The sequence below is a fragment of the Ahrensia marina genome (genome assembly GCF_042140245.1).
Lineage (GTDB): Bacteria > Pseudomonadota > Alphaproteobacteria > Rhizobiales > MH13 > MH13.
Genome location: NZ_CP159483.1, coordinates 474,752 through 501,229, shown reverse-complemented (window position 1 = coordinate 501,229; position 26,478 = coordinate 474,752). Strand labels below are relative to the sequence as shown.

The 26,478-nt window shown below is 57.7% G+C and carries 24 protein-coding genes; 14 read left to right on the top strand and 10 right to left on the bottom strand.

Translation table 11 applies throughout. From position 1 onward, the window contains the following. Positions 1-17: 17 nt before the first annotated feature. The 3 genes from ABWH92_RS02440 to ABWH92_RS02430 form a co-directional block, all read right to left on the bottom strand. The gene (locus tag ABWH92_RS02440) at positions 18-1,244 is read right to left on the bottom strand and encodes an ABC transporter substrate-binding protein (RefSeq protein WP_375574163.1); all 1,227 of its coding nucleotides are present in this window, start codon (positions 1,242-1,244) and stop codon (positions 18-20) included. Between the two features lie 179 nt (positions 1,245-1,423). Next, positions 1,424-2,572: a LacI family DNA-binding transcriptional regulator gene (locus ABWH92_RS02435; RefSeq protein WP_375571826.1), complete on the bottom strand. Its 1,149-nt coding sequence runs from the start codon at positions 2,570-2,572 to the stop codon at positions 1,424-1,426. A 110-nt stretch (positions 2,573-2,682) separates the two neighbouring features. Then, a complete protein-coding gene (locus ABWH92_RS02430) occupies positions 2,683-2,958 on the bottom strand; it encodes a hypothetical protein (protein ID WP_375571824.1) in 276 nt (91 codons plus the stop codon). A gap of 122 nt (positions 2,959-3,080) precedes the next feature. On the opposite strand from ABWH92_RS02430, the gene hrpB reads away from it, so the two are divergent. Next, positions 3,081-5,528 carry an ATP-dependent helicase HrpB gene (hrpB, locus tag ABWH92_RS02425; RefSeq protein ID WP_375571822.1) on the top strand — a complete coding sequence of 816 codons (2,448 nt, stop codon included), beginning with the start codon at positions 3,081-3,083 and terminating at the stop codon, positions 5,526-5,528. Between the two features lie 10 nt (positions 5,529-5,538). Here hrpB and ABWH92_RS02420 read toward each other — a convergent pair whose 3' ends face one another. The 3 genes from ABWH92_RS02420 to ABWH92_RS02410 form a co-directional block, all read right to left on the bottom strand. Then, entirely contained in the window at positions 5,539-6,567 is a 1,029-nt protein-coding gene (locus ABWH92_RS02420) for an ROK family protein (protein WP_375571820.1), read from the bottom strand. Positions 6,568-6,624: 57 nt separating this feature from the next. Further along, positions 6,625-7,032: a methylglyoxal synthase gene (locus tag ABWH92_RS02415; RefSeq protein WP_375571818.1), complete on the bottom strand. Its 408-nt coding sequence runs from the start codon at positions 7,030-7,032 to the stop codon at positions 6,625-6,627. 65 nt (positions 7,033-7,097) lie between these two features. After that, a complete protein-coding gene (locus ABWH92_RS02410) occupies positions 7,098-8,000 on the bottom strand; it encodes a LysR substrate-binding domain-containing protein (RefSeq protein WP_375571817.1) in 903 nt (300 codons plus the stop codon). A gap of 527 nt (positions 8,001-8,527) precedes the next feature. Between ABWH92_RS02410 and ABWH92_RS02405 the strand changes: the two genes are divergently transcribed. The 12 genes from ABWH92_RS02405 (at position 8,528) to ABWH92_RS02350 (ending at position 20,527) form a co-directional block, all read left to right on the top strand. Then, complete coding sequence (locus ABWH92_RS02405; RefSeq protein ID WP_375571815.1) at positions 8,528-9,532, top strand: BMP family protein; 1,005 nt, start codon at positions 8,528-8,530, stop codon at positions 9,530-9,532. 71 nt (positions 9,533-9,603) lie between these two features. Next, positions 9,604-11,202 carry an ABC transporter ATP-binding protein gene (locus ABWH92_RS02400; RefSeq protein ID WP_375571814.1) on the top strand — a complete coding sequence of 533 codons (1,599 nt, stop codon included), beginning with the start codon at positions 9,604-9,606 and terminating at the stop codon, positions 11,200-11,202. Then, entirely contained in the window at positions 11,199-12,107 is a 909-nt protein-coding gene (locus ABWH92_RS02395) for a hypothetical protein (RefSeq protein WP_375571812.1), read from the top strand. The genes ABWH92_RS02400 and ABWH92_RS02395 overlap by 4 nt, the downstream gene beginning before the upstream one ends. Positions 12,108-12,135: 28 nt before the next feature. Continuing rightward, on the top strand, positions 12,136-13,278 hold the full coding sequence (locus tag ABWH92_RS02390) for an ABC transporter permease (protein WP_375571810.1): 1,143 nt from the start codon (positions 12,136-12,138) through the stop codon (positions 13,276-13,278). A gap of 5 nt (positions 13,279-13,283) precedes the next feature. Then, positions 13,284-14,255, top strand: a complete 972-nt coding sequence (locus tag ABWH92_RS02385) for an ABC transporter permease (protein WP_375571808.1) — start codon at positions 13,284-13,286, stop codon at positions 14,253-14,255. 2 nt (positions 14,256-14,257) lie between these two features. Continuing rightward, positions 14,258-14,689, top strand: coding sequence for a cytidine deaminase (locus ABWH92_RS02380; RefSeq protein ID WP_375571806.1), 432 nt, complete (start codon positions 14,258-14,260; stop codon positions 14,687-14,689). Between the two features lies 1 nt (position 14,690). Continuing rightward, complete coding sequence (locus tag ABWH92_RS02375) at positions 14,691-15,494, top strand: purine-nucleoside phosphorylase (protein WP_375571805.1); 804 nt, start codon at positions 14,691-14,693, stop codon at positions 15,492-15,494. 11 nt (positions 15,495-15,505) lie between these two features. Beyond that, entirely contained in the window at positions 15,506-16,834 is a 1,329-nt protein-coding gene (gene deoA, locus ABWH92_RS02370; protein ID WP_375571803.1) for a thymidine phosphorylase, read from the top strand. After that, positions 16,834-18,075: a phosphopentomutase gene (locus tag ABWH92_RS02365; RefSeq protein ID WP_375571802.1), complete on the top strand. Its 1,242-nt coding sequence runs from the start codon at positions 16,834-16,836 to the stop codon at positions 18,073-18,075. Before deoA ends, ABWH92_RS02365 begins: the two co-directional genes overlap by 1 nt. Beyond that, positions 18,072-19,079, top strand: coding sequence for an adenosine deaminase (gene add, locus ABWH92_RS02360; RefSeq protein WP_375571800.1), 1,008 nt, complete (start codon positions 18,072-18,074; stop codon positions 19,077-19,079). Before ABWH92_RS02365 ends, add begins: the two co-directional genes overlap by 4 nt. Positions 19,080-19,124: 45 nt before the next feature. Then, positions 19,125-19,754 carry a uracil phosphoribosyltransferase gene (upp, locus tag ABWH92_RS02355; RefSeq protein WP_375571798.1) on the top strand — a complete coding sequence of 210 codons (630 nt, stop codon included), beginning with the start codon at positions 19,125-19,127 and terminating at the stop codon, positions 19,752-19,754. A gap of 290 nt (positions 19,755-20,044) precedes the next feature. Then, on the top strand, positions 20,045-20,527 hold the full coding sequence (locus ABWH92_RS02350; RefSeq protein ID WP_375571796.1) for a flavodoxin family protein: 483 nt from the start codon (positions 20,045-20,047) through the stop codon (positions 20,525-20,527). Between the two features lie 13 nt (positions 20,528-20,540). On the opposite strand, the gene ABWH92_RS02345 is transcribed toward ABWH92_RS02350, so the two are convergent. Then, entirely contained in the window at positions 20,541-21,422 is an 882-nt protein-coding gene (locus ABWH92_RS02345; RefSeq protein ID WP_375571794.1) for a patatin-like phospholipase family protein, read from the bottom strand. A gap of 55 nt (positions 21,423-21,477) precedes the next feature. Here ABWH92_RS02345 and ABWH92_RS02340 point away from each other — a divergent pair, with 55 nt between their 5' ends. After that, positions 21,478-22,428, top strand: coding sequence for a DMT family transporter (locus ABWH92_RS02340; RefSeq protein ID WP_375571792.1), 951 nt, complete (start codon positions 21,478-21,480; stop codon positions 22,426-22,428). Positions 22,429-22,437: 9 nt separating this feature from the next. Here the strand turns inward: ABWH92_RS02340 and ABWH92_RS02335 are convergent, their stop codons facing one another. The 3 genes from ABWH92_RS02335 to ABWH92_RS02325 are packed head-to-tail and all read right to left on the bottom strand — an operon-like array spanning position 22,438 to position 26,310. Continuing rightward, positions 22,438-23,874: an MATE family efflux transporter gene (locus ABWH92_RS02335; protein WP_375571791.1), complete on the bottom strand. Its 1,437-nt coding sequence runs from the start codon at positions 23,872-23,874 to the stop codon at positions 22,438-22,440. Then, positions 23,875-25,749, bottom strand: a complete 1,875-nt coding sequence (locus ABWH92_RS02330) for a monovalent cation:proton antiporter-2 (CPA2) family protein (RefSeq protein ID WP_375571789.1) — start codon at positions 25,747-25,749, stop codon at positions 23,875-23,877. It abuts the gene before it with no gap. 54 nt (positions 25,750-25,803) lie between these two features. After that, positions 25,804-26,310, bottom strand: a complete 507-nt coding sequence (locus ABWH92_RS02325; RefSeq protein ID WP_375571787.1) for an invasion associated locus B family protein — start codon at positions 26,308-26,310, stop codon at positions 25,804-25,806. Positions 26,311-26,478 lie beyond the last annotated feature (168 nt).

Genomic DNA, 26,478 nt, shown 5'->3' with positions numbered 1-26,478 from the left:
GCTCCTCGTCTCGCGCACTAACCGCCTTGGTAACGCGCAGCCCACATGTCTTCGATGGCCGTTAGCCAGCTTGTGTGAGGTTCGGCGATGGCTGGGCCAAGCTCGGTGGGCGTGAGTGTTGCCGCGCCAAGATCAAGCGCTGCAAACCCATCTTGGACGTTTTGATCAAGCGCTGAGATGTCCAGCACAGTGAAGTCGCCCCACACAGCTGGGTCCTGTTTGCGCAGCTGGGCAACCGGGCTCATCAGAAAGTTGGCGACCACGAGTGCGGCTTCCGGCGCGTTGGCATTGGCTGGGATGGCAACAAAGTGCGAGTTGGCGATCATGCCGTCATCGAAAACAAAAGAACGTGTCGATGCGGGGAACTCATCACGTGCAACCGCACCAGAGGCCTCAGCGGGATTGTTGGCAAAACCAATGACCAACTCTCCGTCTGCATAGAGCTGGCGTAGCGCGGCCTGGTTGGCGGGGAAGGTGCGCCCAGAGCGCCAGAGATGCGGATGAAGTTCGTCCAGATAGGCAAACAGCGGCTCCAGCGCAGCGTCCGCTTCTCCTTCGGGCAGAGGCGCTCCCAACCGTTCACGATCATCAATTGTGTAGGCAAGCAGCAGCTTCAGGAAGGTGGAGCCCAGGAAGTTGGGTGGTTGCGGATAGGTGAAGCGACCAGGATTTTCTTCAGCCCAAGCGAGCAGTTCATCCAGGTTGGACGGCGTCGTCTCAAGCTCTTGGCTGTCATAGTAGAAGGAAAACTGAACCGTGCCCCACGGCGCTTGCAGACCTTCCACCGGCACGGTGAAATCAGTGGTCAGTGACGGGTTGCCGGCAACATCCACAACGTCCCAATTGGGCAGACGGTGCGCCCAGCCCTCGTCACCAGGCGCGTAGAGCAAGCCAGCATCTTTCAGCGCAATGAAGTTCTCGCCATTGATCCATACCAGGTCTACAGATCCGCCTGTGTCACGACCTGCGGCCGTTTCCGCAAGCACGATACCAACCACATCGGCGGTGTCAGTGACGCGCACATGCTCCAGCTCTATGCCATAGCGCGCTTCAATCTCATCGCCCGCCCATTCGATGTAAGCATTGATGGTGGGATCACCTGACCAAGCGTGGAAAAACACGGTCTCGCCGCGCGCTGCCTCTGCCAAGGCGTCAAAATCAGCCAGGCTATCAGCGGTCGCAAGATGAGTAGACCCCAGCAAGATGGTGCTGACGAGCAATGGTCGAAGAACAGTTGTTGGCATCATGGCAAGACCCTCAAAAAGTCATAGAACGCGCTGGCGCAAATGGATTGGCCGCACTCATGCCTGCGCACGAACACACATGCACATCACAAATGCTTGACAGCACTTTTGCAAGATAGGTCTGGGACGTTGATCAGAAAGGCGCCATGGTCTGCAAACGTATCGTTCTGACGTCAAAATCAGGCGATACGCGGTGCCGGACCATGGCTGGAGCGCGCCAGGAACTCTGCCTCAATGCCAGCATTGAGATCGGGCGAAGCCGTGCCCTCCACTTGTGCCAGCACACAGTCGGCGGCAAGGCGCCCCGCTTCGCTCAACGACCAACTGACCGTTGAAAGTCCGCCTGAGAGCCAAGATGCCAGCGAGCTTGAGCCAATGCCGATGATCGAAAGCTCTTCGGGAACGGAAAGCCCACGATCACGTGCAGCCATGTAAAGTGCGACCACGGTGCGCTCACACCCGCAAAAGACTGCGGTCGGCCCGCTTGGTTTGTTGTCGAGAATGCGGGTTGCACGTTCGGTCAGCGACGTTGCCGTTTCAGTTTCCAAAAGCAGCGTTTCCGGTGTTTTCACTGCGTCCACCGGGGATCGGATGCTGCGCACAAAAACAGCGTTACGGTTGCTGCACGAGGCTGCCAGCGTTTCGCTGTGCAACTCTTGAATGGTTTGCGGTGCATCACACCCAAAATAGGCAAATGCCTCATGGCCAAGTGAATTGAGATAGTCGACCAAACCATCCAACACGGCGCTGTCATTGATGCCGATGGTCGGCAAGGCGCCTGTGTGTGACGATCGCATGGAAGCTCCGCCGATTACCGCAGCGGGTACACTGTGTTCCAGCGCCAGAGAAATGCGCCCGTCAGATGGGAATGCGGCACTCAGCACAAAACCGTCACAGCGCCGGTCCTCGATCAACTGTCGCATCGTCGTCTCGGCGTGATCCATCGTGTCGGCCAGCGACACCATCAAGCCATACCCGCGCGAGGACAGCGTGTTGGAGAGAGCGCCCAAAAAGGACCGCTCCACCGTCATCCAGTCTGACCCAACACCAATGTAACTGACCATTTCATTGCGTCCCGTCGCCAAGCGACGGGCGGCCCGGTTGGGTTTATAACCCAGTTCGGCGGCGGCTTGCAGAACCCGCGCACGGGTGCGGTCAGCGATTTCAGGGTAACCGTTGAGAGCCCGCGATATGGTGCCTTTGGATAGACCCAAATGCTGCGCAAGCGCCTTCAGATCGACATTGCTTGACCCGGTTGCACTATGGGTATCAGCCGTAACTGGCTGGTGCGACGGAGGCGATTTTGGCTTGTCAAATGTAGACGACATGGTTGAGCTCCTCACCCAACTTATCGCATTTTTGGAAATAAACCAGAGGATTATTGCCCAATGGGGATATTACGACATGCAAACGCTCGGCTCACTGGGCCGATGAAAGGCTATCGTAGCGTCACATTCGCTGGATTTTCCGTGCGCGCAGCCACTTGCATCCGATCAGCGCGTGCCTGAGCCGATTCAACAGGTAAGCTGAGACTTGAAGGAGCCACGCGGGCATCAGATCGCAAAGTGTCCGGGGAGCCGAACCGGGTGACATTTTCCATCAGCCCGATGATCACAAGGCCGGCACAAAGGCCGAGCAGTCCAGCGCGAAAAAGCATCGGACGAGCGAGCGACAGGCGCGCGCGAAGAGACGGTGTTTCAGCGCGATGGGCCATGTCGTTTACTCCCAGGCATACTCTACAAAACGCAACTTCTAAGCACCGTCAGTGTAGCGACGGCCGTTTAACGCTGGGTTAAGGTTGACAAAGATTGAGCGGACGCGAATGCCAAGCCCACCATGTCTGCTGATACCTCACCTTCCTTGCCCATCGATGAGAGCGTGCCTGCTGTTCAGCAGGCGCTTGCTGACCGTTCGCATGTGGTGCTGATAGCGCCGCCAGGTGCTGGTAAATCCACCCGTCTTCCGCTGGCGCTTCTCGATCAGCCATGGCTTGCCAATCAAAAAGCCATCCTGGTGGTTCCACGGAGACTGGCGGCCCTTGGAGCAGCAAGACGCATGGCTGACGAGCTGGGAGAGAAGGTTGGCCAACGAGTCGGGCATCGGGTGCGGTTCGATACCAATGTGAGCCGTTCCACCCAACTGGAAGTGGTCACCGATGGTGTTTTCACGCGCATGATCGCGGACGCTCCAGAACTTCACGGTGTTGGACTGGTGATGTTCGATGAGGTGCATGAACGCGCCTTGGCGGCTGATCTTGGTCTTGCCTTTGCGTTGGAAGCGCACACTGTATTACGTCCGGATCTGCGTCTGATGGCGATGTCGGCCACCGTCGACGGTGCGAAGTTCCAGAGCCTTTTCGCTGATCACGGTCGGTGTGAAACGATCACCAGTGACGGCGCCATGTTTCCCGTCACAACACACCACGAACCGACAAGCTTGCCCGCCGTCGATGGTGTGGTCGAAGCGGCGATCAAAGCCCTGAAGCGTTTTGAGGGTGATGGGCTGATTTTTCTGCCTGGCCAAAGAGAAATTGAAGCTGCTTGCTCGGCATTACGCCAAGCGGTGAGCGATCAGGTCGCCGTGCATGCCCTTTATGGAGCGGTATCAAGACCAGCGCAGGACGCCGCTCTGAAGCCTGATTCTGAAGGGCGTCGTAAACTGGTTGTTGCCAGCGCTATCGCGGAAACCAGTCTCACCATTCCCGGCGTTCGTATTGTGGTCGACTCTGGCCTTGCTCGACGGCCAACCTATGACCCGGTGCGTGGTGTCACACGGTTAGAAACCAAAGCTGCCAGCCGTGCGTCCATCGATCAACGGCGCGGGCGCGCGGGTCGCTTGACACCTGGCCACTGCATCCGGCTTTGGCGGCGGGAGGAGGAAGGTGGTCGACCGGCGCAAGATCGTCCTGAAATACTCGATGCGGACCTTTCCAGCGCGCGCCTTACCATGGCGCTTTGGGGCGCCTTGGAGCGTGATGCAGTCCCTTTTCTTGATCAGCCACCGCAGCGCGCATGGGATGAGGCAGGACTTTTGCTACAAAGTCTCGGAGCCCTGGATTACAGGGGAGCTGGGACCCAGTTGGGCGCACAGATCGCAAGCCGACCCACCCATCCGCGCCTTGCCGCGATGCTGGAACGTGCACGCAGCAACGAACAAAGCGATGCGGCATGGACCGCCATACTGGCAGGTGAACTCGCCGAACGAGGCGTCCTCAACGGGGCACAGCGTCTTAAGTCGGCCTTGCAGGATCGACACATCGCCAAGCGGCTCCGATCGCTGCATGCCAGGTTCTTAGGCAAGGCACAGTCTCATCCGATACCTGACGAGGCAACGTTCGCCCTGCATCTGCTGCGTGCTTATCCAGATCGGCTTGCCAAGCGTCAAAAAGATGATGGCCAGCGTGCAACGTACAAGCTCGCCCAGGGCATGCAGGCCACATTGGAAACCCATCAGCCACTCGCCAACGCGCCTTACCTTGTGGTGGTCGATCTGGGCGGCGGTCGTAAAACCGGAACCGCACGCGTTCCAGATATACGCCTTGCTGTGCCTGTTGCGGAGGACGTGGTGCGTGATGAACTTGCTGCGCAGATCATCGAAGACGAGGTGAAGACCTTCGATCCCACCAGTTGGACCGTACGCGTTCGCAAAGAAACAAGACTCGGCGCGATTGCCCTTTCTTCTGAAGCGCAACCACGCAAAACCGGCATGGATGCATTGCCGGAGATCATCGCGCATGTGCAAGCCAAAGGTCTTGCAAGCTTGGCTGAACGGGACAAAGCAAAGCTTGCTTTGCTTGCCCGTCATGAGGCTTTTCACGCTGCACGCGCCGCACCCAACGCGCTGATGGATCGTCTCGATATGTGGCTGCCTACGCTCCTGGAAGGCACCAGCGCACCGCCATTTTCCGTTGAACGTCTGCACAAGGCTTTGGAGGCTGCCCTTGATTGGGATGAACGCCAGGCCTTTGAAAGGCAGTGGCCGTCTTCGGTCGGGTTAAGAGGTGATCAGCGGACACGCATCCTCTACGATCATCCTGCAGGACCAGCGATCTCGGTGCGGCCTCAAGCGCTCTATGGCCTGGATTCCCACCCAACCTTTGGCGTGGATGATCAGCCTCTTTTGATCGAAATGCTCTCGCCCGCGCAGCGTCCCATAGCGCTGACATCCGACCTTTCAGCTTTCTGGCGTGCTGGCTGGAAAGATGTCCGCAAAGATATGCGTGCCCGCTACCCGAAGCATGATTGGCCTGAGGACCCTTGGAACGGACCAGGCAAACAACGTTAGGGGCAGCGCGCTAGCTACGTACCCACATCCGCTCACCCACATCGACCATAAAGCGGGTTGGTGTGCGGGCAAAGCTACCAAGGCCAGCAAGGGCCGGGCGCTCATGGGTTACGACGACGGTGGCAAACTCGCGCAGATTCTCTTCGTGCGGATATCCAGCTTCAAAAACGGCGCGAAAATCAGAACGGTCAATAAACGGCAGAATGCGTGGTGGGATGCCACCGGCGATAAACACGCCACCGGTTGGCATAACCGCCAAGGCCAACTCGCGCGCGACGCGCGCAAGATAAACCACGAAGCGTTCAACCGCCTTGATCGCCAGAGCATCACCTGCATTGGCCGCTTCGGTGATGTCAGCGGCTTTGACCAGTGGGGCGTCGACGCCATCAACAGCCCCCAGGCCGTGATAGAGCCTTTCTAGACCCTCGCCGGATACCAATTGCTCGCCGCCAAGTCGGCGCTGCTCACCTTGTGTGAGGTGCGCGAAAAGGCGATCATCCTCGTCATTCTCCGGTGTGATGGCCACATGGCCACCTTCTCCAGGGACTGTGATCCACATGCCCATCGAGTCGACCAGCGTTGAAGCGCCAAGACCGGTACCAGGGCCAAGCACCAGTTTGGTCCCGCGGCGGGACGGTGTTTTGGTGCCAATGACATGCCAGTCTTGTGGTTGAAGATCCGGCAGCGCCAAAGCTTGTGCCTCAAAATCATTGATCGCAATCACGCAATCAAAGCCCAAACGGTCGATAATGCGCTTGGGGTCGATTTCCCAATCGGCATTGGTCAGCTTGAACGTGTCGCCAAGTGTTGGGCCAGCAACTGCTAAGATAGCCGTGCGCGGGATCAGCGAGGTTTGGTCGAGCACCCCGGTTTGAATGGCCGATTCCACATCTGGGTGTTCGCGTGTACGAACCTGCGCAAACCCCTGTTCCCTGGCATGCGCATCGCTCACCAGAGCAAAACGAGCATGAGTGCCGCCGAGATCAGCGATCAGCACAGGGAATGGGGTAACAAGCTCGGGGCGACGACGTTCAGCCATGGCGTGGGCCTTGAAAAAGAAATGAAGAGAGCGACGGAGCGTCGCGGTCAAACCGCTTTAACGGTCGGGAACCGTGGCGACAAGGTCCGTCAAAAGCGCTTCCGCCGTCGCAAGGTTAAGCGCCATGGGTACATTGTAGACAAGTGCCAACCGCATCAGCGCTTTAACATCCACATCGTGTGGCATCGGCGAGAGCGGGTCGACGAAGAAGAACAGAGCATCAATCCCACTTTCCGCGATCAAGGCACCGATCTGCTGGTCTCCGCCTAGAGGGCCGCTTTTGAGAAGCCTCACAGGCAGGTGCGGGGCAGCCTCTTTCACTTTACCACCTGTCGTGCCGGTGGCCACGATACGATGGCCGCGCAGCGCTTCAGCATGGCGTTTGGCAAACTCCACCATCTGATCTTTTTTGGCGTCATGGGCGACGAAGGCGAGGGTGAGGACGGGTGTGGTCGGGCTTTTCATGGCCGCGCCTTAGCAGGTTCCAGTCGCGGGCCATAGCGCCGAGGCATCTTTTTATGCGTGTTCGTCTACCAATCGACCGCATCACCAAGAGAGCCGCGTAACTCGTCGATCAGCCACGTCTTGAACTGGTTGATCGCACGACCTTTCAGTGCGCCCGGTCGTTCCAGAAGCTGGTAGGTGTATGGCGTTGCAACTTTGCGCTCAAACGGCGCCACCAGCGAGCCAGCGGCCAGTGCGTCGCAGGCCACTGTATCCCACGCCAGAAAAACACCTTGGCACGCAATGCATGCGTCCAAACACAACGACGCATCGGAAAAGGTTGGCCCATTTTGCAGCTCAGCATCACGTGGCTCATCCTCGTTAAACCAAAGATCCCAATCAAACATGGAAAGCTGGTCGCGGACGACGGGAACGTTGAGAAGGTCACGCGGCGTTTTAAGCTGCTGCGCAATCACCGGGCTGCACACCGGAAAAACGCGCTGACGAAGCAAGCGGGTTGTTTTCACATCAGGTGAAGATCGCTCGCTCACCCGGATACACAGGTCAACATCTGAGGTTGGCATGTCAACCAGTTTCATCGTGGCATCAACGCGAACCGTCACATGGGGGTGTGCATCGTGAAACCGCCCCAGCCGCCAGACCAGCCATTTTGCGGCAAATACTGGTGGTACGGAGAGGATGAGCCTGTCATCTTGATCGCCGCGCATGAGCGCTGCACCTGCGGCAAGGTCGCGCATACCTGACGTCAGATAGGGCAGGGCTTTGGCACCCAACGCTGTTGGTTCCAGCCCGCGCGCCGTGCGTTCAAAGAACCGGCGGTCCAACTGTTTTTCAACTTTGAGGATTTGTTGGCTGACAGCGCCCGGCGTCACGCCAAGTTCGTTGGCCGCGTCAGAAAGGTTGCCATGCCGGCCAACGGTTTCGACGGCACGCAGGCCGTTGAGGTGAATGAGGTTAAGAAGGTTCATATAGAAAATCTATATCAAAGTGATGAGGATATCCATGGATTTCTGAGAAGGCGAGTTTATGGATAGAGGTATGCTAAAACCACTTTACCAACTGTTCAAACACTCCATGCACCGATATCAGGATCAGCAGGTGCGCTATCATCATTGCCAGAAACTGAGGGAGCGGCGACGCTATCGCGCAGATCCGCTCTCACACCCGGCCCTTCAAGCAATGGACCAGCGGCAACTTGGCGATCTGCCTTTTGACCCTGGATGCTTCAGCGGCGACCACCGAAGCTAGCCTACATCCGGCCTCCTGACTTAGAGAACTGACAGTCGCCCACAGAATGTCGGTTCTATTCCGTTGCGACAAAACCCACACCCTCTTGCTCTCTGTGCCCAATGGCTTAGGGTCGCTGTCAGCTTTTAGGAAGAATGCCTTTGTGCAGCTTTCAAAGCTGAACAGCTTAACGCCCGGCCGGTGTTGTAAGAACCAACAAAACCACCGGTAAGGGCAGGCCCAAAAGGGTCTCAACGGAGGTGAATACATGATCAAACAACTGCTCGCCACAGCGGCTCTGGGTGCACTTCTTACTGTCCCAGCCATTGCCGACGATATCAATCCGGCCATTGTTTACGATGTTGGTGGCCGTTTTGATGAGAGCTTCAATCAGTCAGCCTATACCGGCGCAGAGCGGTTCTCCGAGGAAACCGGTATCGAGTATGCCGATTTTGAGATCCAGAACGACGCGCAACGCGCACAGGCTCTCCGTAACTTCGCGCGTCGAGGTCTTAACCCGATCATCGCCATCGGCTTCCTGCACGCTACGGCTGTCGAAACGGTGGCAGCCGAGTTCCCTGACACGCAGTTTGCGATCGTGGACAGCGTTGTCGATCTTCCGAATGTGCGCTCAATTCTTTTCAAAGAGCACGAAGGATCGTACCTGGTTGGCATCCTGGCAGCGATGGCCTCAGAGACAGGCACAGTCGGCTTTGTTGGCGGAATGGACATTCCACTGATCTCAGCCTTCCAGTGCGGATACGCCCAGGGGGCGGTATCAGCCGATGAAGATGTGGAGGTGGTTTGGGCCATGACCGGCACCACACCGGCGGCATGGAACGACCCGGTGCGTGGCGGCGAAATCACCCAAAGCCACATCTCATCTGGAGCTGATGTTGTGTTTCACGCAGCCGGTGGTACAGGCATCGGTGTGCTGCAAGCTGCTGCTGACGCTGGCGTTTTGGGCATCGGTGTGGACTCCAACCAAAATGGTTTGCATCCTGGGTCCGTGCTAACGTCTATGCTCAAGCGCGTTGATGTCGCCGTTTATGACTATTTCTCAGACGCGATGGAGACAGGTGGCGATGTTGAAGATGGCATTGTCGTTCTTGGTCTGGCCGAGGGAGCAGTCGGTTGGGCTGATGATGATAACAACGCGGCCTTGATTTCAGATGAGATGCGTGTCGCAGTCGATGAAGCTGCTCAGGCAATTGCTTCCGGCGAAGTTGTTGTCCATGACTACCGCTCTGATTCAACCTGCCCTATCGAGTAAGCCATCAAGAGACATCGGCCGGTCCCCTATAGTGGGACCGGCCATTGTTCCAATCGGCAGGGCAATAAGCCGTGACAGAAACGACCAACGCTGAACCCATACCTTCATCAGCTGCTTCATCGAACACGCTGGCGATTGAGTTGCGTGGCATCGACAAGCGCTTCGGCGCGGTCCATGCCAACAAGCACATTGATTTGAAGGTCGCGCGCCAATCGATCCATGGGATCGTGGGGGAAAATGGCGCCGGCAAGTCCACCCTCATGTCCATTCTGTACGGCTTTTACGAAGCCGACGATGGCGACATTTTTGTCGGTGGCCAGAAGGTTTCCATTCGCTCCTCCAACGATGCTATCGCCCACGGCATTGGCATGGTCCATCAGCACTTCATGCTGGTCGACAACTTCACCGTTATTGAGAACGTCATGTTGGGCGCTGAGGGCGCAGCCCTTTTGCAAGCCGGGCGAGAGAAGGTTCGCAAAGACCTCAAACACCTCAGCGAAACCTATGGTCTGACCGTCGATCCAGACGCCATCGTGTCGGAGCTTTCGGTCGGCCTGCAGCAACGCGTGGAGATTTTGAAGGCGCTCTATCGTGGTGCTGATATCCTCATACTCGATGAGCCGACAGGCGTCTTGACGCCTGAAGAAGCTGATAATCTCTTCAAAATCCTGCGCCAATTGCGCGACCAGGGCAAAACGATTTTGCTCATCACCCACAAGCTGCGCGAGATCATGGCTGTTACCGATGAGGTTTCGGTGATGCGACGTGGCGCGATGGTGGCCACGCTTCAAACCGCTGATACCAACCCATCGGAGATTGCCGAACAGATGGTCGGTCGCCGGGTGTTGCTGGAAGTCGACAAAGGCGAGGCCAAGCCCGGCGAGGCGGCCTTGGAAGTGAGGAACCTCACCGTCACGGACAAGTTCGGCGTTGACCGCGTGAAAAACGTCTCCTTTGACGTGCGTCGCGGCGAGATTGTTGGCATTGCCGGCGTCTCAGGCAATGGCCAGTCGGAACTGCTTGAGGCGGTTTCAGGCATTGTTCCACCAAGCGCCGGATCAGTTGTCATCAATGGCAAGACGCTGTCCCGCACCGGCGACCCAGCTGAAGCACGACATCTCGGCATGGGCCATGTGCCCGAAGATCGATTGCGCATGGGCCTGGTTAAGAGCTTTGAAGAAAACGAAAACGCTGTCCTTGGCTATCACGACCATGATGATATTGGCGGCAAGTTCGTGCTGGATGTTGATGCTGTGCGCGATCATGCCAAAGCGCACATTGAAAAGTACGATATCCGACCGCCCAACTGCCGCCTGAAAACAGCGAACTTCTCAGGCGGCAATCAGCAAAAAATCGTTATCGCTCGCGAAATGGAGCAGGACCCTGACGTCCTGCTGGTCGGTCAACCAACGCGCGGCGTGGACATTGGTGCCATTGAGTTCATCCACAAACAGCTCATCGCCATGCGTGATGCAGGTAAAGCGGTGCTTTTGGTTTCGGTGGAGCTTGATGAGATTTTCGGTCTCTCCGACCGGATTCTGGTGATGTGCGGTGGCGAAATAGTAGGTGAACGTATGCCGCAAGATACCGATGAAAATGAGATTGGTCTGATGATGGCTGGCATCGACGGTGCCGCTAACCAGGGCCAAGCTGTGGAGGCTGCACAATGAACCGTGCTTTTGTCGTTTGTGCAGCGTTTTGCCTTATTGCAACGCCGACCCTTGCCCAAAAAGGGCCAAGCGCGGCACCGTCCACCGAGCCCGATCCGGTGCTGGGGATCACCCTGGATGAGTACAGCGAAACAGGCCCAAACACGCTGACCTTGGGTGGCATCACCGCGCGGATCGAAGCGCAAGCCAACAGCGATGACACAATAACACCGGTCTATGTGCTTGAAGACGCCAACGGCGAGGTTTTGCGTTTTGAGGGTGAGCCAAGCTTCTTCCCCTTCCTGCCCGCAAGCATGCAGCTTGTGAACATCGATCCATCGACACCTGAGCCAGAACTCATTGCATCGAGCTACACCGGTGGCGCTCATTGCTGCGACCGTATTCAGATCGCCGCTTTGTCCCCTGGTGGTGTTTGGCAAGTCCACGAGCTTGGTCTGTTCGATGGCGGTTACACGGTGTGGGATGCCGATGAGAACGGTTTTGGAGAGATAGAAGTTGCCGATCAAAGCTTCCTCTACACCTTCGATTGCTATGCGTGCTCCGCGCCACCGCCGAGGTTCTTCACTGTGCGCGATGGAGAGCCGGTGGATGTTTCAGACAATCCCGACCTCATCCCGACATATGAAAGCCAACTGACACAGTTTGACAGCCCATCAGCCATGAGCGGTGAGCCAGGCCGTTTGGCTGGTTGGGCGGGCATCGAAGCGCGCCTCGGTCGCGGTGAAGAGGCACTTGCCACACTGGAACAGATCAACGTTGCCAGTGATGTCGTTTATGAGGTCTGCGCTGATGGTGGCCCCGTTTGGGAGTGTGCCGATGCCGATAGGCGCGAAGTAGGGTTTGTACCGTTTCTACGCGATCACTTGGTGCAGGAAGGCTATCTTGAACGGCGGGGCAAAGGATGAGCCAAGAGTGCGATGAAGCGAGGGTGCGATGAGCAGAGGTGAACTTCCTCGTTGGGTCGATTTTGGCCTGATCCCACTGTTGAACCTGGCCGCTGCTTTTCTGGTCGCCGGTCTGGTGGTGATCGCCGTTGGTGAGAACCCACTCGAAGCGGTTGAGCTGATGCTGTTCGGCGCTTTCGGGTACGGCGAAGGGCTTGGCTTCACGCTCTACTACGCAACCAATTTCATCTTCACAGGGCTCGCTGTGGCGGTGGCTTTCCATGCGGGGTTGTTCAACATCGGTGGCGAGGGTCAAGCCTATGTTGCTGGTCTCGGCGTGGCATTGGTCTGCCTGTTTATGGACACATTAGTGCCTTGGTGGATCACAGCACCCTTCGCCATCATGGCCGGCGCGGCGTTCGGCGCGTTTTGGGCTTTTGTGCCTGGCTATCTACAAGCCAAGCGTGGCAGCCACATCGTTATCACCACCATCATGTTCAACTTCATCGCGGCTGCGCTGATGACCTATATGCTGGTCAACGTTTTCCGCCAGCCAGGGTCAATGGCACCGGAGTCGCGCACCTTTGAAGAGGGCGGCCGTATTCCACGCATCGATTGGTTCTTCGACTGGTTCGGCATGAACCTTGGTGGCGCGCAGACCAACATTTCGCTCTTCCTAGCCCTCATCATGGCGTTTTTGGTGTGGGTGCTGGTCTGGCGCACCCGGCTCGGATACCGGATGCGTACGCTAGGACAGAACCCAACGGCCGCCGTTTATGCAGGCATGCGCCCCCCGCGTTTGATCATGATCGCCATGGCCATCTCCGGTGGCTTGGCTGGCATGATGGCCATCAACGAGATCATGGGCGTGCACGGCCGCCTGATCTTGGAGTTTGCCGGTGGTGCCGGTTTTGTCGGCATTGCTGTTGCCCTCATGGGGCGTGCCCACCCGATTGGTATTGTTCTGGCCGCTCTTCTGTTTGGCGCACTTTACCAAGGTGGCGCGGAGCTTGCCTTCTCCATGCCTTCGATCACGCGCGATATGATCATCGCCATCCAAGGTTTGGTGATCCTCTTCGCCGGTGCCCTTGAAGGGCTGTTCCGCCCCGCCATCGTCGGGTTCTTCAACGCGCTCTATGATCGCCGCAAAGTCCGTGAAGCGTCTGCCGCGGCTGGCCAGGCAGCGGAGTAGAGCCCATGGAGAGTTTTCAAAGCTTCATTCTGCTTCTCGATTCCACCGTACGGCTTTCTATGCCGTTGCTGTTTGCGGCCCTTGCTGGCCTCTACTCTGAACGTTCCGGCATTTTCGACATCGGGCTTGAGGGCAAGATGCTGGCAGCCGCCTTTGCTGCTGCTGCTATTGGTGCGGTCACAGGCAATGTATGGCTCGGGCTTGGGGCAGCCATCTTGGTCTCGGTCTTGCTTGCGCTTGTTCATGGCTTTGCCTGCATCACAGCGCGCGGCAATCAGATCGTGTCGGGCGTTGCAATCAACTTTTTGGCCGCCGGTCTCACAGCTCTGATCGGCCATGCCTATTTCCAACGCGGCGGACGCACACCCGGTTTGGATGATGAGGCGCGGTTCACGCCGATCACCTGGCTTGGCGCCGAAAGTCTGCAAGACGTGCCGATAATTGGGCCGATCTATTTTGATCTGATATCCGGCCACAACTTGCTGGTTTATATCGGTTTCTTGGCCGTACCGGTCACTTGGTTTGTGGTGTTCCGCACGCGCTTTGGCCTGCGCCTGCGCGCCGTTGGTGAGAACCCAGCAGCTGTTGATACCGCCGGTATTTCGGTGACTTTGATGCGGTATCAAGCGGTCATCATTTGCGGCATGCTTTGCGGGCTCGCAGGCGCCTATCTCTCCACGGCGCAATCTGCAAGCTTTGTGCCCAACATGTCTGCCGGTAAGGGCTTTATTGCCTTGGCCGCGCTCATCTTCGCCAAATGGAAGCCCGTGCCAGTTCTCTATGCTTGCCTGCTGTTTGGCTTCCTCGAGGCGCTGGGCATTGTGCTGCAAGGCCGTGACCTGCCCTTGATCGGAGAAGTGCCGGTGCAGATTGTGCAGGCGCTGCCTTACATTCTCACCGTCGTTCTGCTCGCTGGTTTCATCGGTCGTGCTGATCCGCCCAAGGCCGGTGGCGTGCCCTATGTGAAGGAACGCTAGGCATGGACGAGGCACAAAGAACGGCCTTGGTCGATGCGGCCCGCAAGGCACGCGAGACGGCCTATGCGTCCTATTCGAACTATCGCGTGGGCGCGGCAGTGCTTGCCGAGGACGGTTCGATCTATCCTGGCTGCAATGTCGAAAACGCAGCCTATCCCCTTGGCAGTTGTGCCGAGGCCGGCGCGATCGCGGCGATGGCGTTAGCGGGTGCCCGCACAATCAGGGCTGTAGCGGTCGCCGGCGGTAAAACGGACACGCAAGCCGAGAGTGAGCCATGGGGCCTCGCCTCGCCTTGCGGTGGCTGCCGACAACGCCTGGCTGAATTTGCGCAAAACGCTGCCGTACCGGTGATCATTGTTTCCCCGCATGAGATCATGTTGGAAACCACCGTTGGCGATCTTCTGCCCCACGCGTTTAACCTGAAAGACGACTAGTATGTCCGATGCAGTTTCCGTCATCCGCGCGCGTTTGCCGAACGCTGCGCCCAAACTCGGTTTGGTTCTGGGGTCAGGACTTGGCGGACTGGTGGATGAGATCGAGGATGCGGTTCGTATCGCCTACACTGATCTGCCGCACTTCCCACACTCAACCGTATCGAGCCACGCAGCTGACCTGGTGATAGGCAAGCTGGCAGGTGTTGAAGTCGCTGTTTTAGCAGGCCGTGTGCATGCTTATGAGACCGGCGAGGCTGACGCCATGGCGGTGCCGATCGCAACGCTTAAGGGCCTTGGTGTGGAGAGCCTCATCCTCACCAATGCGGCCGGCAGCTTGCATGAAAAGATGGCTCCTGGATCACTGATGCTGATCAACGATCACATTAACTTTTCTGGTCGCAATCCGCTCATTGGCGTAGAGGGTGATGCTCGGTTTGCCAACATGGTCGATGCCTATGACCCAGCCATGCGCGCCCGTGCCAAACAGCTCGCTGAGGCCGAAGGCATTGCACTTCATGAAGGCGTTTATGGGTGGTTTTTGGGCCCGAGCTTCGAAACACCCGCTGAAATCCGCATGGCCCGTACGATGGGTATGGATGCGGTCGGCATGTCGACGGTGCCTGAAACCATCCTGGCCCGCTTTCACGGGCTTAATGTGCTGGCCATCTCATCCATCACCAATCTCGGTGCCGGTATGACGGGTGAAGCTCTCTCACACCATGAGACCAAGGACGTTGGCGCAACCATTGTGCCAAACCTCACCAAACTCATCCGCGCTGTGGTTGCCGATCTGGCTGAACACTGACAAAGTCGCGCATGGCTTACCTACCCCAAGAACTGATTGCCAAGAAACGCGATGGCGGTACGCTAACGTCTGAGGAAATCAACTTTCTCGTCCACGGCATGACCAATGGTGCCGTGACCGATGCGCAGATCTCCAGCTTTGCCATGGCAGTGTTTTTCCGCGGCATGGAAATGGACGAGCGTGTCGCTCTCACCCTTGCGATGCGCGACTCTGGCGATGTGCTCGATTGGAGCCATCTGGACGGCCCGGCACTCGACAAGCACTCCACTGGCGGAGTGGGCGACAATCTCTCGCTGATGCTTGCGCCCATTGTGGCAGCTTGTGGTGGCTATGTGCCGATGATTTCCGGGCGCGGCCTAGGTCATACCGGTGGCACGCTGGACAAGATGGATTCCATTCCCGGCTACACCACCCAGCCAGACAATGAGACGTTTCGCAAAGTCACCGAAGCCTGTGGCTGCGCCATCATCGGACAAACGGCGTCGCTTGCCCCCGCCGATAAGCGTTTTTATGGCATCCGTGACGTGACAGCGACGGTGGAGAGCATTGACCTCATCACAGCATCGATCTTGTCAAAAAAGCTTGCTGCTGGTCTCGATGGCTTGGTGCTCGATGTAAAATCTGGCTCTGGCGCTTTCATGCCGAGCCATGAGCAATCGGAAGCGTTGGCGGAAAGTCTGGTGGCAGTCGCCAATGGCGCTGGCACCAAAACATCAGCGCTTCTCACTGACATGAACGAAGTGCTTGGCCACGCTGCCGGCAACGCGGTGGAAGTGGCAACGGCAGTGGAGTTCCTCACCGGCGAAGCCCAGGACCCGAGGGTTCGAGAGATCACGCTGGCTCTATGCGCGGACATGCTCGTTCTTGGCGGACTGGCCCCTGAAGCTGAGAGCCTGGCAAAAGTCGCTGAGGCTTTGGATTCCGGCAAAGCGGCGGAAAAGTTCAGCGAGATGGTGACACAGCTCGGCGGGCCTGGTGATTTTGTTGACCGTTACCAGGATCATCTGCCCACCGCGCCGATTGTCATTGATGTCCCAGCACTGGCCACCGGAACGGTGAGCGCGATGGACACACGCGCCATCGGCAATGCGGTGGTCGCGCTTGGCGGTGGTCGCACAAACCCGGCGGACCCCATCGATCACGCGGTTGGTCTTACGCACATTACCGATGTTGGCGCACTGATTTCCAAAGGCGATCCGCTGGCCCGTGTGCTTGCCCGCGATGAGGCAACAGCGCAGGAGGCAGCGCGCCGAGTCACCGCTGCGATCAACTTAGGCGATGCGCCTGCATCGCGCGCCAACGTCTACCGGCGTCTCGCCCCTTCCGCTGGAGGTGTCTGATGCCCCGCGTTTTTCTGGTTGTGCTCGATAGCGTCGGCATTGGCGGCGCGCCGGATGCGCATCTTTTCTTTAATCACGACACACCAGATACCGGCGCCAACACGGTCGGTCATATCGCTGAAGCTTGCGCGAACGGTACCGGTGACAAGGAAGGCCTGCGTGCGGGGCCTCTCCACCTTCCTAACCTCACGCGCTTGGGTCTTGGGAAAGCAGTGGAACTTGCATCTGGCGCTGTCCCGCCAAACCTTGAAACAGAAAGCGTTGCAGGGCGCTACGCCGCCGCCAGTGAAGTCTCAAATGGCAAGGACACGCCGTCGGGTCACTGGGAGATTGCCGGTGTGCCCGTGCCGTTTGACTGGGGCTATTTCCCTGACACCAAGCCAGCCTTTCCAGATGATCTGATGCATGACTTCATCAGCCAAGCGGGCCTACCGGGTACACTCTGCAACGAACATGGTTCAGGCACGGTTGTGATCGCTGAGTATGGCCTTGAGCACATCGCAAGCGGCAAACCCATCGTCTACACGTCAGCGGATTCAGTTCTTCAAATCGCAGCACACGAAGAGCATTTTGGCCTCGAACGGCTCTATGAGATCTGCAAGGTTGCGCGCAAGCTGATCGACCCGCTGAACATTGGCCGCGTGATTGCACGCCCCTTTGTTGGTGAAACGGTTGAGACGTTCAAGCGCACCCCCAATCGCAAAGACTATGCGGTGCCACCACCTGAACCCACTGTGCTCAACCGGGTGCAGGACGCAGGCAACAGGGTTATCGCCCTCGGCAAGCTGGGAGATATCTTCGCCATGCACGGCATTGATGAGGTTCGCAAAGTGCCGGGCATCGAGCCTTTGTTCGATGTGCTGATGGGCACGCTCGAAGGCGAGAAAGCTGCACAGGATGGCGATTTGGTGTTCGCAAACTTCGTGGAATTTGACTCTGAGTTTGGGCACCGTCGCAACATCCCGGGCTATGCAGATGCGCTGGAGCGGTTTGATCGCCAACTGCCTCGTTTCATGGACGCCATGAAAGAAGGCGACCTCCTGATGCTCACCGCCGACCATGGCAACGACCCAAGCTGGGTTGGCACGGACCATACCCGTGAGCGTGTTCCCGTCCTCATGCTGGCAAAGGATTTGGAGCCAGGCTCTGCTGGGGTACGAACCACCTTTGCCGATATTGGAGAAACGGCAGCCAAATGGCTCGGCCTGCCAGCTGGCAAACATGGAACATCGATCCTTTGACCCAAACGCCTTCCCCAATCCCACTGGCTGAACTGCACTGTCACATTGAGGGTGCAGCACCAACTGATCTGGTGCGCGAACTCGCCCATCGTAACGGCCAGGACATCACCGGTTTGATCAACGGTGAGAATGGCTACATCTGGTCGGACTTTGACAGCTTCTTAAGTGCCTATGATCGGGTGGCGAGCGTTTTCACGCGGGCAGAGGATTACAGCAATCTTGCTTACGCTTATGCATCAGGCCTGGCTGCGCAAGGAGCCATTTACTCCGAAACCTTTTCTTCTACCGACCATGCCGAGCAAGCTGGCGTTGAGCCGATGGCCTATCTGAATGCGTTGGCTGATGGCATCAAACGGGCTGAGGTCGATCATGGCATTGTTAGCCGCATGATCCCCACCGGGGTTCGCCATTTCGGCACCCAGGCGATCAATCGCGCTGCTGATATCGCGATAGAGGCAGCCAAGACCAATCCGTTGATCGCCGGTTTTGGTATTGCTGGTAGTGAAGTGGCAGGCTCGCTTCTTGATGCCAACGATGCTTTCGCGCGCTGTGCTGGTGCAGGTTTGGGTCTCACGGCACATGCTGGCGAGTGGACTGGACCGCCGACTATCCGCGATGCGATCTCCTTGGGCGTCACACGTATTGGTCATGGTGTTCGCGCCGCCGAAGACGAGGCCCTGATGGCCGAGATAGCGGCCAAAGGCATAACCCTAGAGGTCTGTCCGGTTTCTAATGTGGTGCTCAACGCAGTTGACGGTCTGGATGCGCATCCTGCCAAACAACTGCACAATGCAGGCATTAAGCTGACAGCCAATTCCGATGATCCGCCGCATTTCCACACGACGCTTGCCAAAGATGTTGAGACAATGGTGCATTTGCTTGGCGGTGACGAAACGGCGATGCGTGCCATGCTAACGCGCAATGCACTGAACGCGGCTTTTGTTGACGAGCCAACGCGGCAAAAACTCTTGGGCAAGTTGGAAACCGCGCTTGCCAGCGCCTGACCTGTTGGGCATGAACAGGGCGCCGCACAAAACAAGGAGCCCCGCATGCAAGGCGTAACCGTTGTCGATCACCCGCTGATCCAGCACAAGCTCACCTTGATGCGGGATAAGAACACCTCCACCGCGTCGTTTCGCCGGTTGTTGTTCGAGATCTCCCACCTGCTTTGCTACGAGACGACACGCGATCTAGAGACCGAAGAAGTCGAGATCGAAACGCCCATTCAGCCGATGATGGCACCCAAGCTTTCTGGCAAGAAACTGGTCTTTGCCTCTGTCCTTCGTGCTGGAGACGGCCTTTTGGAAGGCATGCTCGACTTGGTGCCTGCTGCCCGCGTTGCCCATATCGGCCTTTATCGGGACCCTGAAACCCTTCAGCCGGTGGAGTACTATTTCAAGGCGCCAGAAGACCTGTCGGACCGTCTTGTCATCGTTCTTGATCCCATGCTCGCCACGTCCAATTCTGTGTCAGCGGCCGTGACAAAGCTGAAAGAGCGTGGTGCTCACAACATTCGCTTTGTCTGCTTGCTCGCCGCACCGGAAGGGGTGGAGCGTTTCACCAAAAACCATCCTGATGTGCCAGTGGTGACCGCTGCCATCGATGAACGCCTCAACGATCACGGCTATATCGTGCCAGGCCTGGGTGATGCGGGCGACCGGATGTTCGGGACGAAGTAACGTTCCAATCAAACGGCGGCGACACGTGTTTGCAGGTGCTGTCGCCGCTGTCTGCGCCGATAGCTGATTTCTCATCTTTGTGGGTGGCCGCAATCCCGTTGACCGCAGTCAATGGCGAGCGGCTCAAGATGGGCGATCCTTCCGTGGCCAAGTGAAATGCATCGTGGTTGAGGAGTGGTGCCGGTCGAACGCGTACGACCTCCGGTCTTTTCACTTCTGGCCCTGACCGCTCATGCAATTGACGCATCACGGCAGGCAGGTTGGGATTTCAATCGGAGCAGCGTTCAAAGATGAAATCCTTGGTTCTCTACTACTCCCGGACCGGCACGACCGCGAAAGTTGCGCACGCGCTCCAAGCTGCGCTTGGTGCTGAGATCGACGTGATCACATGCCCGCGCTACCAATCTGGGTGGTTGCGCTATCTGTTGGCTGGCTATGACAGCGTGAAAGGTCAGTTGCCAGCGATCAACGTGCCGGACATTGCCTTTGGCGACTATGATCTGGTTATCTTGGGCAGCCCGATTTGGACGAGCTATCCAGCGTTGCCTCTGCGGTCTTTTCTGGCAAAGAAGCCGCAATTGCCAGAACGGACTGCTTTGTTTTTCACCTGTGGAGGACACTCTCCTCCAGAAAAGGCGGTGGACTGTGTGAACGATCTTCTGCCTGTACCGTTGGCAACGTCGTTGGCCATCGCGCAAGAGGATGTGGCTGAAGGGCGCTACATTGATGCTGTGGATGCCTTTGCTGCAAAGTTGAGCGCAATCCAGGGCTGATTGGCAGCTCGTCTTACGCGTCCACTTCTCGTGCCATCCACCGCTCTACTGCCACGCTGATGTCGCGCTTGATGGTGTCACGCTCTGCATCGGACGCGGCCAATATCTCTTTCGTCTTGAGGAAGTCGAGCACTTGAAACTCGGCAATGGGTGGCGTGATCAGCACATCGGGCGGTCGCAGTTCGAGCAGTTTGCTGGTGATGGTCTGCATGCCGATCTGCATGGAGCCAAAGATCGAATCCATCTGGGATGGAGGCGTGTCCAAACTGCCTCCGCCATTTTCGCCATCTGGTTTCGGGCCGCCAACGACATCCACGGCGACGACCAGATCGCACGTTTCAAGAGCATCTGTTGGCAGCGGGTTTACCACGCCACCATCCACATGAACCCGCCCGTCAAGCACCACGGGTTTGAAGACAAAAGGGATCGCGATACTGGCGGCAACCGCCGGAGCAATGGGCCCGTCTTTGATCACCTGCGCGTGCCAACCATAATAATCGGTCGCAACAACCGCCAGCGGAAGAACCAATTGGTCAAAGCTTGCCGCCAGACCATCGGGCATGAAGGCGTCCAGCACCGCTTCAGGTTCAAGCTGCAACTCAAACCATTTTGAAAACTCGTTCCACCCTTTCGGGCGCATTTTCCAGGCCCGCGCCGCAACCTCGCGGGCCTCGGCGGTTTCTAGAACAAACGCGCGCATATCGCCCGCAGAAAGACCGGATGCAACACCCCAACCAATGATCGACCCAATGCTGGTGCCCGATACGCAGGCGATGGGTAGGCCCAGCTCTTCGACCACATCCAAGATGGTGATATGCGATAAGCCGCGAGCACCGCCGCCGCCCAGCGCTAGGCCAAGGCGGGGAAGATCGGTCGTCGCGCTCTGGGTGGTCATAACGGCTCGTTCATGAGAAGGGAGGCTTTGTTTCCTCCCAATGTGGCCTCTTTTTGTGACAACGCAATCCACCACCCCTGCGACAAGCACAGGTGATACCGCCTTAGAGCGGTATGACTACTCGCTTTATGTCATCACGTGCTTTGTGTGGGGCACCAGCTGGTTGGCCTTGCGCATGCAGCTCGGCACCATCGCGCCCGAAGTTTCGCTCGTTTGGCGGTTCGCCCTCGCCGGTGTTCTGGTTTTTGCCTGGGCGCTCTGGGCGGGCCAGCGCATGCGGTTTTCGCTGCGTGATCACATGCTGTTTGCCGCAATGGGCTTCTTCATTTTCTCCACCAATTTTCTGTTTTTCTACTATGGCGGCATTGAGATCACCGCGGGCCTCTTGGCAGTTGTGTTCTCACTTGCGTCCATTATCAATTTCTTGATCGGCATTACGTTTATGGGTCAGCGTGCCGAGCCACGTCGGTTGGTGGGCGCTCTGTTGGGTGCACTGGGAATTGGGTTCCTGTTTTGGCCGGAGATCACGGGCACCACGCTCAACCGCGATGTGCTTTTGGGCTTGGGCCTTTGCATCTGCGGTACCTTGTTCTTTTGCACTGGTAATGTGCTCTCCGCACGGGCACAAAAACGAGGATTGCCAATCCTCGCCACCAACGCCTGGGGCATGCTCTACGGCGTGATTTGGTTGTTCGTGTTGGCGTTCGCGCAAGGTCACACCTTCGCCATTGAACCAACCGCTGGGTACATCGGCTCTCTGGTTTGGCTCGCTGTGTTCTCCTCAGTGATCGCGTTTTGGAGTTACCTCACCTTGCTGGGCAGGATAGGCGGCGCGCGTGCCTCTTACGCCACGGTCATCTTTCCGCTGATCGCCTTGGCCTCGTCCACGCTGTTTGAGGGTTACCAATGGACCGTCTTCGCGTTCATTGGCGTGGCATTGGCTCTCTTCGGCAATGTCCTGGTGCTCGGCGGTGGCAAGCGGCAGCCAGTCAACAAAGGCGGGTGATCAGATTGCCTAGCTGGCAGCCTTACCCGACGCGAAGGGTGCTGGCTCTGGACGATGCGTGACAACGGGCGCATCGCCTTTGGGTGGTTCCAGTTTTTGCATCACTCGATAGGCGGTGATCACCGCCGCCAGACCAAAAACCACCGAGCCCAGCGCTTGGCCGATCAGCACACCCTGCGCACCGCCGCCACCCCATTCCATCTGGGCGCCTAGCCAAACGAAGGGCAGGGTGCCGATGGTGGCTTTGCCCCAGTTGAAGACGGTGGAGTAAGTGGCAAAGCCCAAATTGTTGAAGGAGGCATTGGCCACGAACAAAGCGCCATTGAAGATGAAGCTTGCCGCAACATAGGTGCAGAACAAGATCACCAGGCCTGCTGCGTTGCCTTCAGCGTCGAACAGCGCAACGATTGGATCGCGGGCAAGGAACAAGATCGCCCAAACCACAACCGAGTAAGCCAGGATTAGGATGAGAGCGTCCATAAAGGCGCGCTGAACCCGGTCAATTCGGCCAGCACCATAGTTCTGGCCAAGGATGGGCCCCACGGCCCCCGACAGGGCAAAGATCGCTCCAAACGCGACAGGAATGATGCGCCCGACAATCGCCCAGCCAGCAACAGCATCATCGCCAAAAGGTGCAATAGCGCGGGTGACAATCGCATTGCCAACCGGTGTTGCAACATTGGTGAGAATGGCCGGAACGGCAATGGCCACCAACCCGCCCAGATGCATGCGCAGAGCCTCCTGGCTCGGCACGGTGACCAGATCATGCACCTTCATCGCGCCATAGACGCCCATGCCAAGCAGAGCAAAGCGAGAGAGCGTTGTGGAGACTGCAGCGCCGTTCACGCCCATATCCAGCGCGAAGATAAAGATCGGGTCCATGATGGCAGCCGCGACGCCGGCACCAAGCGTTACATACATGGCCCGCTTGGCATCCCCCACGGCGCGCAACAGGCCGGACATGGCCATGCCGAGCGCAAGCAACGGCATGGATGGGATGACGATCTGAAGGAAGCCAATAGCCACCTCTAGCGTGCGATCGGTGGCACCCAAGCCGGAGAGAAGCGATTCCAGAAAAAGCCAGCAGAAAAGGCTAAGCACGCTGATGAGCGCAAAGATGAAAATGAGACCTGTGCCGGCTGTCTGTTTCGCACGATCCTTATCGCCCGCACCCAGAGCGCGGGACACCAGCGCGGTGATACCAATCGTGGTGCCAATGGCAGCTGAGGTGATGAAAAACATCAGCGTACCGGCATAGCCGATGGCGGCAGCAAGCTCGGTTTCACCCAGCTGCGCAATGTAGAACAGGTTGGCGAAATCGACGATGAAAATCGCCACCAGACCAATCGACCCGGTGGCGGTCATGACGATGGTGTGACGCATCGTGGAGCCGGTTACGAAGCGCGGTGCCGTGTCATCATCTTCGCGTGCTTTGGCCTCAGCCATCTATGTGTCGTCCTTGGTGATAGCTTCGGTTTCCGGCGACAGGGCTTCTGCCTCGCCATCGGTCTGGATAAGTGGCTCGGGAACGGGGTCAAACATCGGTTTGGGTTTGGGAACCTCTTGGCCCGTTGGAAAAACCAGATCGACCCCAGCCAAAATGCCGTCTTCGGCCTGCATGGCAAAACGTTTCTCATCGCGCGCCCGCACATCGGCCACGCGGAAATCAGCTTCATCTTCTGGAATGCCAAGCTCAAGCAACACCTGCCGCCCCATCTCAATCGATGAATGGAACGTCTCGCGGACAGCTTCCGTCGCCCCAATTTTGAGCAGTTCCAAAGCATGGCCGCGATCGTAGGCACGGGCATAAATCGGCAAATCAGGATAAGCTTCGCGCACCGCTTCGACGATCCGTGTGGTGGTCGCCCGACCGTCGGTACAAACCGCCAGAATGTCAGCGCGTGCCAAGCCCGCCGCGGCCAAAATGTCGAGCCGTGTGCCGTCACCATAGTAGATGCGAGCCTTGAAGCGCTTGGCATCACGGATACGGTCAGCATCGGTGTCAATAACGGTCACACGTTCGCCACCAGCTTGCACGGTCTGCGAAACGAACTGACCAAAGCGGCCAAAACCAATGATCAGCACCCTTGCCTGCGCTGAGGAATAGTCTTCCTCCATTGTTTCGCTGGTTTTGTTTTTGGTCAGTGCATAGGCAGCATTGATGAGAACCGGTGTCAGTGCCATGGAAAGCGCCACCGCACACGCCAGAATGCTCTGTGTTGGTCCATCAACCAGGCCGCCAGCCAAGGCGACGCCGAAGACAACGAAGCCAAATTCACCAAACTGGCAAACATAGGCAGTGGTTTTGACGCCAGCGGCGTGATCCTCCCCCATCATCCGCATCACCGCATAGGTAACGCCGAGTTTGATGATAAGGCCGAGCAGCGTAATGGCCAAAATCACCAGGAACTGGTCAGTCAGAACCCCAAGATCAATGGAAAGACCGACAGCCAGGAAGAAGAGACCCATAAGGAGGCCGCGAAATGGCTCAATGTCAGCTTCCAGCTGATGGCGGAAATCGCTTTCTGAGAGCATGACGCCCGCGATAAGTGCGCCAAGCGCTGTCGACAAGTTAGCCTGTTCCATCACAAAGGCGGCGCCAAGCACGATCATCAGCGCGCCGGCGGTCATCACTTCGCGCACACCTGTCTTGGCGAGAATGTGAAAAAGCGGATTGAGCATAAACCGCCCGATGACCACCAACGCGACCACGGCGCCAAGCGCTATCCCAGCCTCAGTCAATCCCATGCCACCATCACCGCGCGGGGCAAGAATGGAAGCCAATGCGAGCAGTGGCACAACAGTGAGGTCCTGGAAGAGCAAGATGCCGAATGTCGCTTTACCGTGCGGTGTCTCGCGCTCATGCCGTTCATCGAGGATAGCAAGGGCAATCGCCGTGGAGGAGAGCGCAAGGGCCCAACCAATGATCAGCGCACTTTGCCAGGAGAAGCCAAACATCATGGCCGCGCCCGAAAGCAGCAAGGTTGAGCCCAGCATCTGTCCGCTGCCGGAGCCAAAGATAGACTTGCGCAAGCTCCAAAGCGTTGTTGGCTTCAGTTCCAGACCAATAATGAACAGGAAAAGGACGACGCCGAACTCAGCAACGGTAGCGACCGCGTCGATATCTGAAACCAATCCTAGCGCGGGGCCGATGGCCAGTCCTGCAGCCAGATAGCCAAGCACCGCCCCAAGCTTAAAGCGCTGGAAGATCGGAACTGCGATCAGCCCTGCGGCCAATAGAATGAGCACCAGGACAATAGGATCGGAGCTATAGGCCGCCCTGTCGGCAAGCGTTTGGAGCGTGGCTTGAGCGTCTTCCATCCACGGCCAAGTGGACCTTCACCCGCTAGGCGTCAAGCATCTGATGGCAAGCTTCTATTGAAGCGCAGCAAAACCTTCGGCAAAGCCAGGCAGTTCGATGGGGATGCCGATGCCCTCATCGGGTGTCTGAAAGATGACAAACCAAGCTGTTTGGCCGCTGGAGAGCGTGGTCACCAGCTCATCATCCATGATCATTTCGACATAGCAGCCCGAAGGCAGACAGCGAGCAAAGTCGGCTGTGCCAATGTCGGTGTCATCAATGCGCAGGCCAAGTCCGCCATCAAGCAACACGCCCAGCGGTACCGCCACACGTAGAATGTGCGCACCGCCATCAAGCGTTCGCACGATTGTCACGCGAAGCTCCACATTGGGCCGATCCACGGCCGCAACATTTTGCACCAGTGCGCACAGTTCTGTCGGTGAGCCATCGGGCGTTTCGCATTGGATCTGCCAGGCCTGAAAGCTCTCTCGTACCACCGGCTGGGCAGAGGCAGGGGCTGGCAGCACAAAAACAGCCGCCATCAGAGCGAGGAACGGAGAAAAACGGAAAAAATGGATCATTGACTCAAGCGGCTTGGTGATTCGCATCAGCGATGGCCAAACTCTAGCAATGGGGCGGCGGTATGACGAGAGTGGTCTTCGCTAGGGCCACAGGCGTTTGGGCATTGTTGTCAAAAAGGTATGATCGTTGCGCATTGCCCTAACGACAGTGGGCTTTCAAAACTCTCT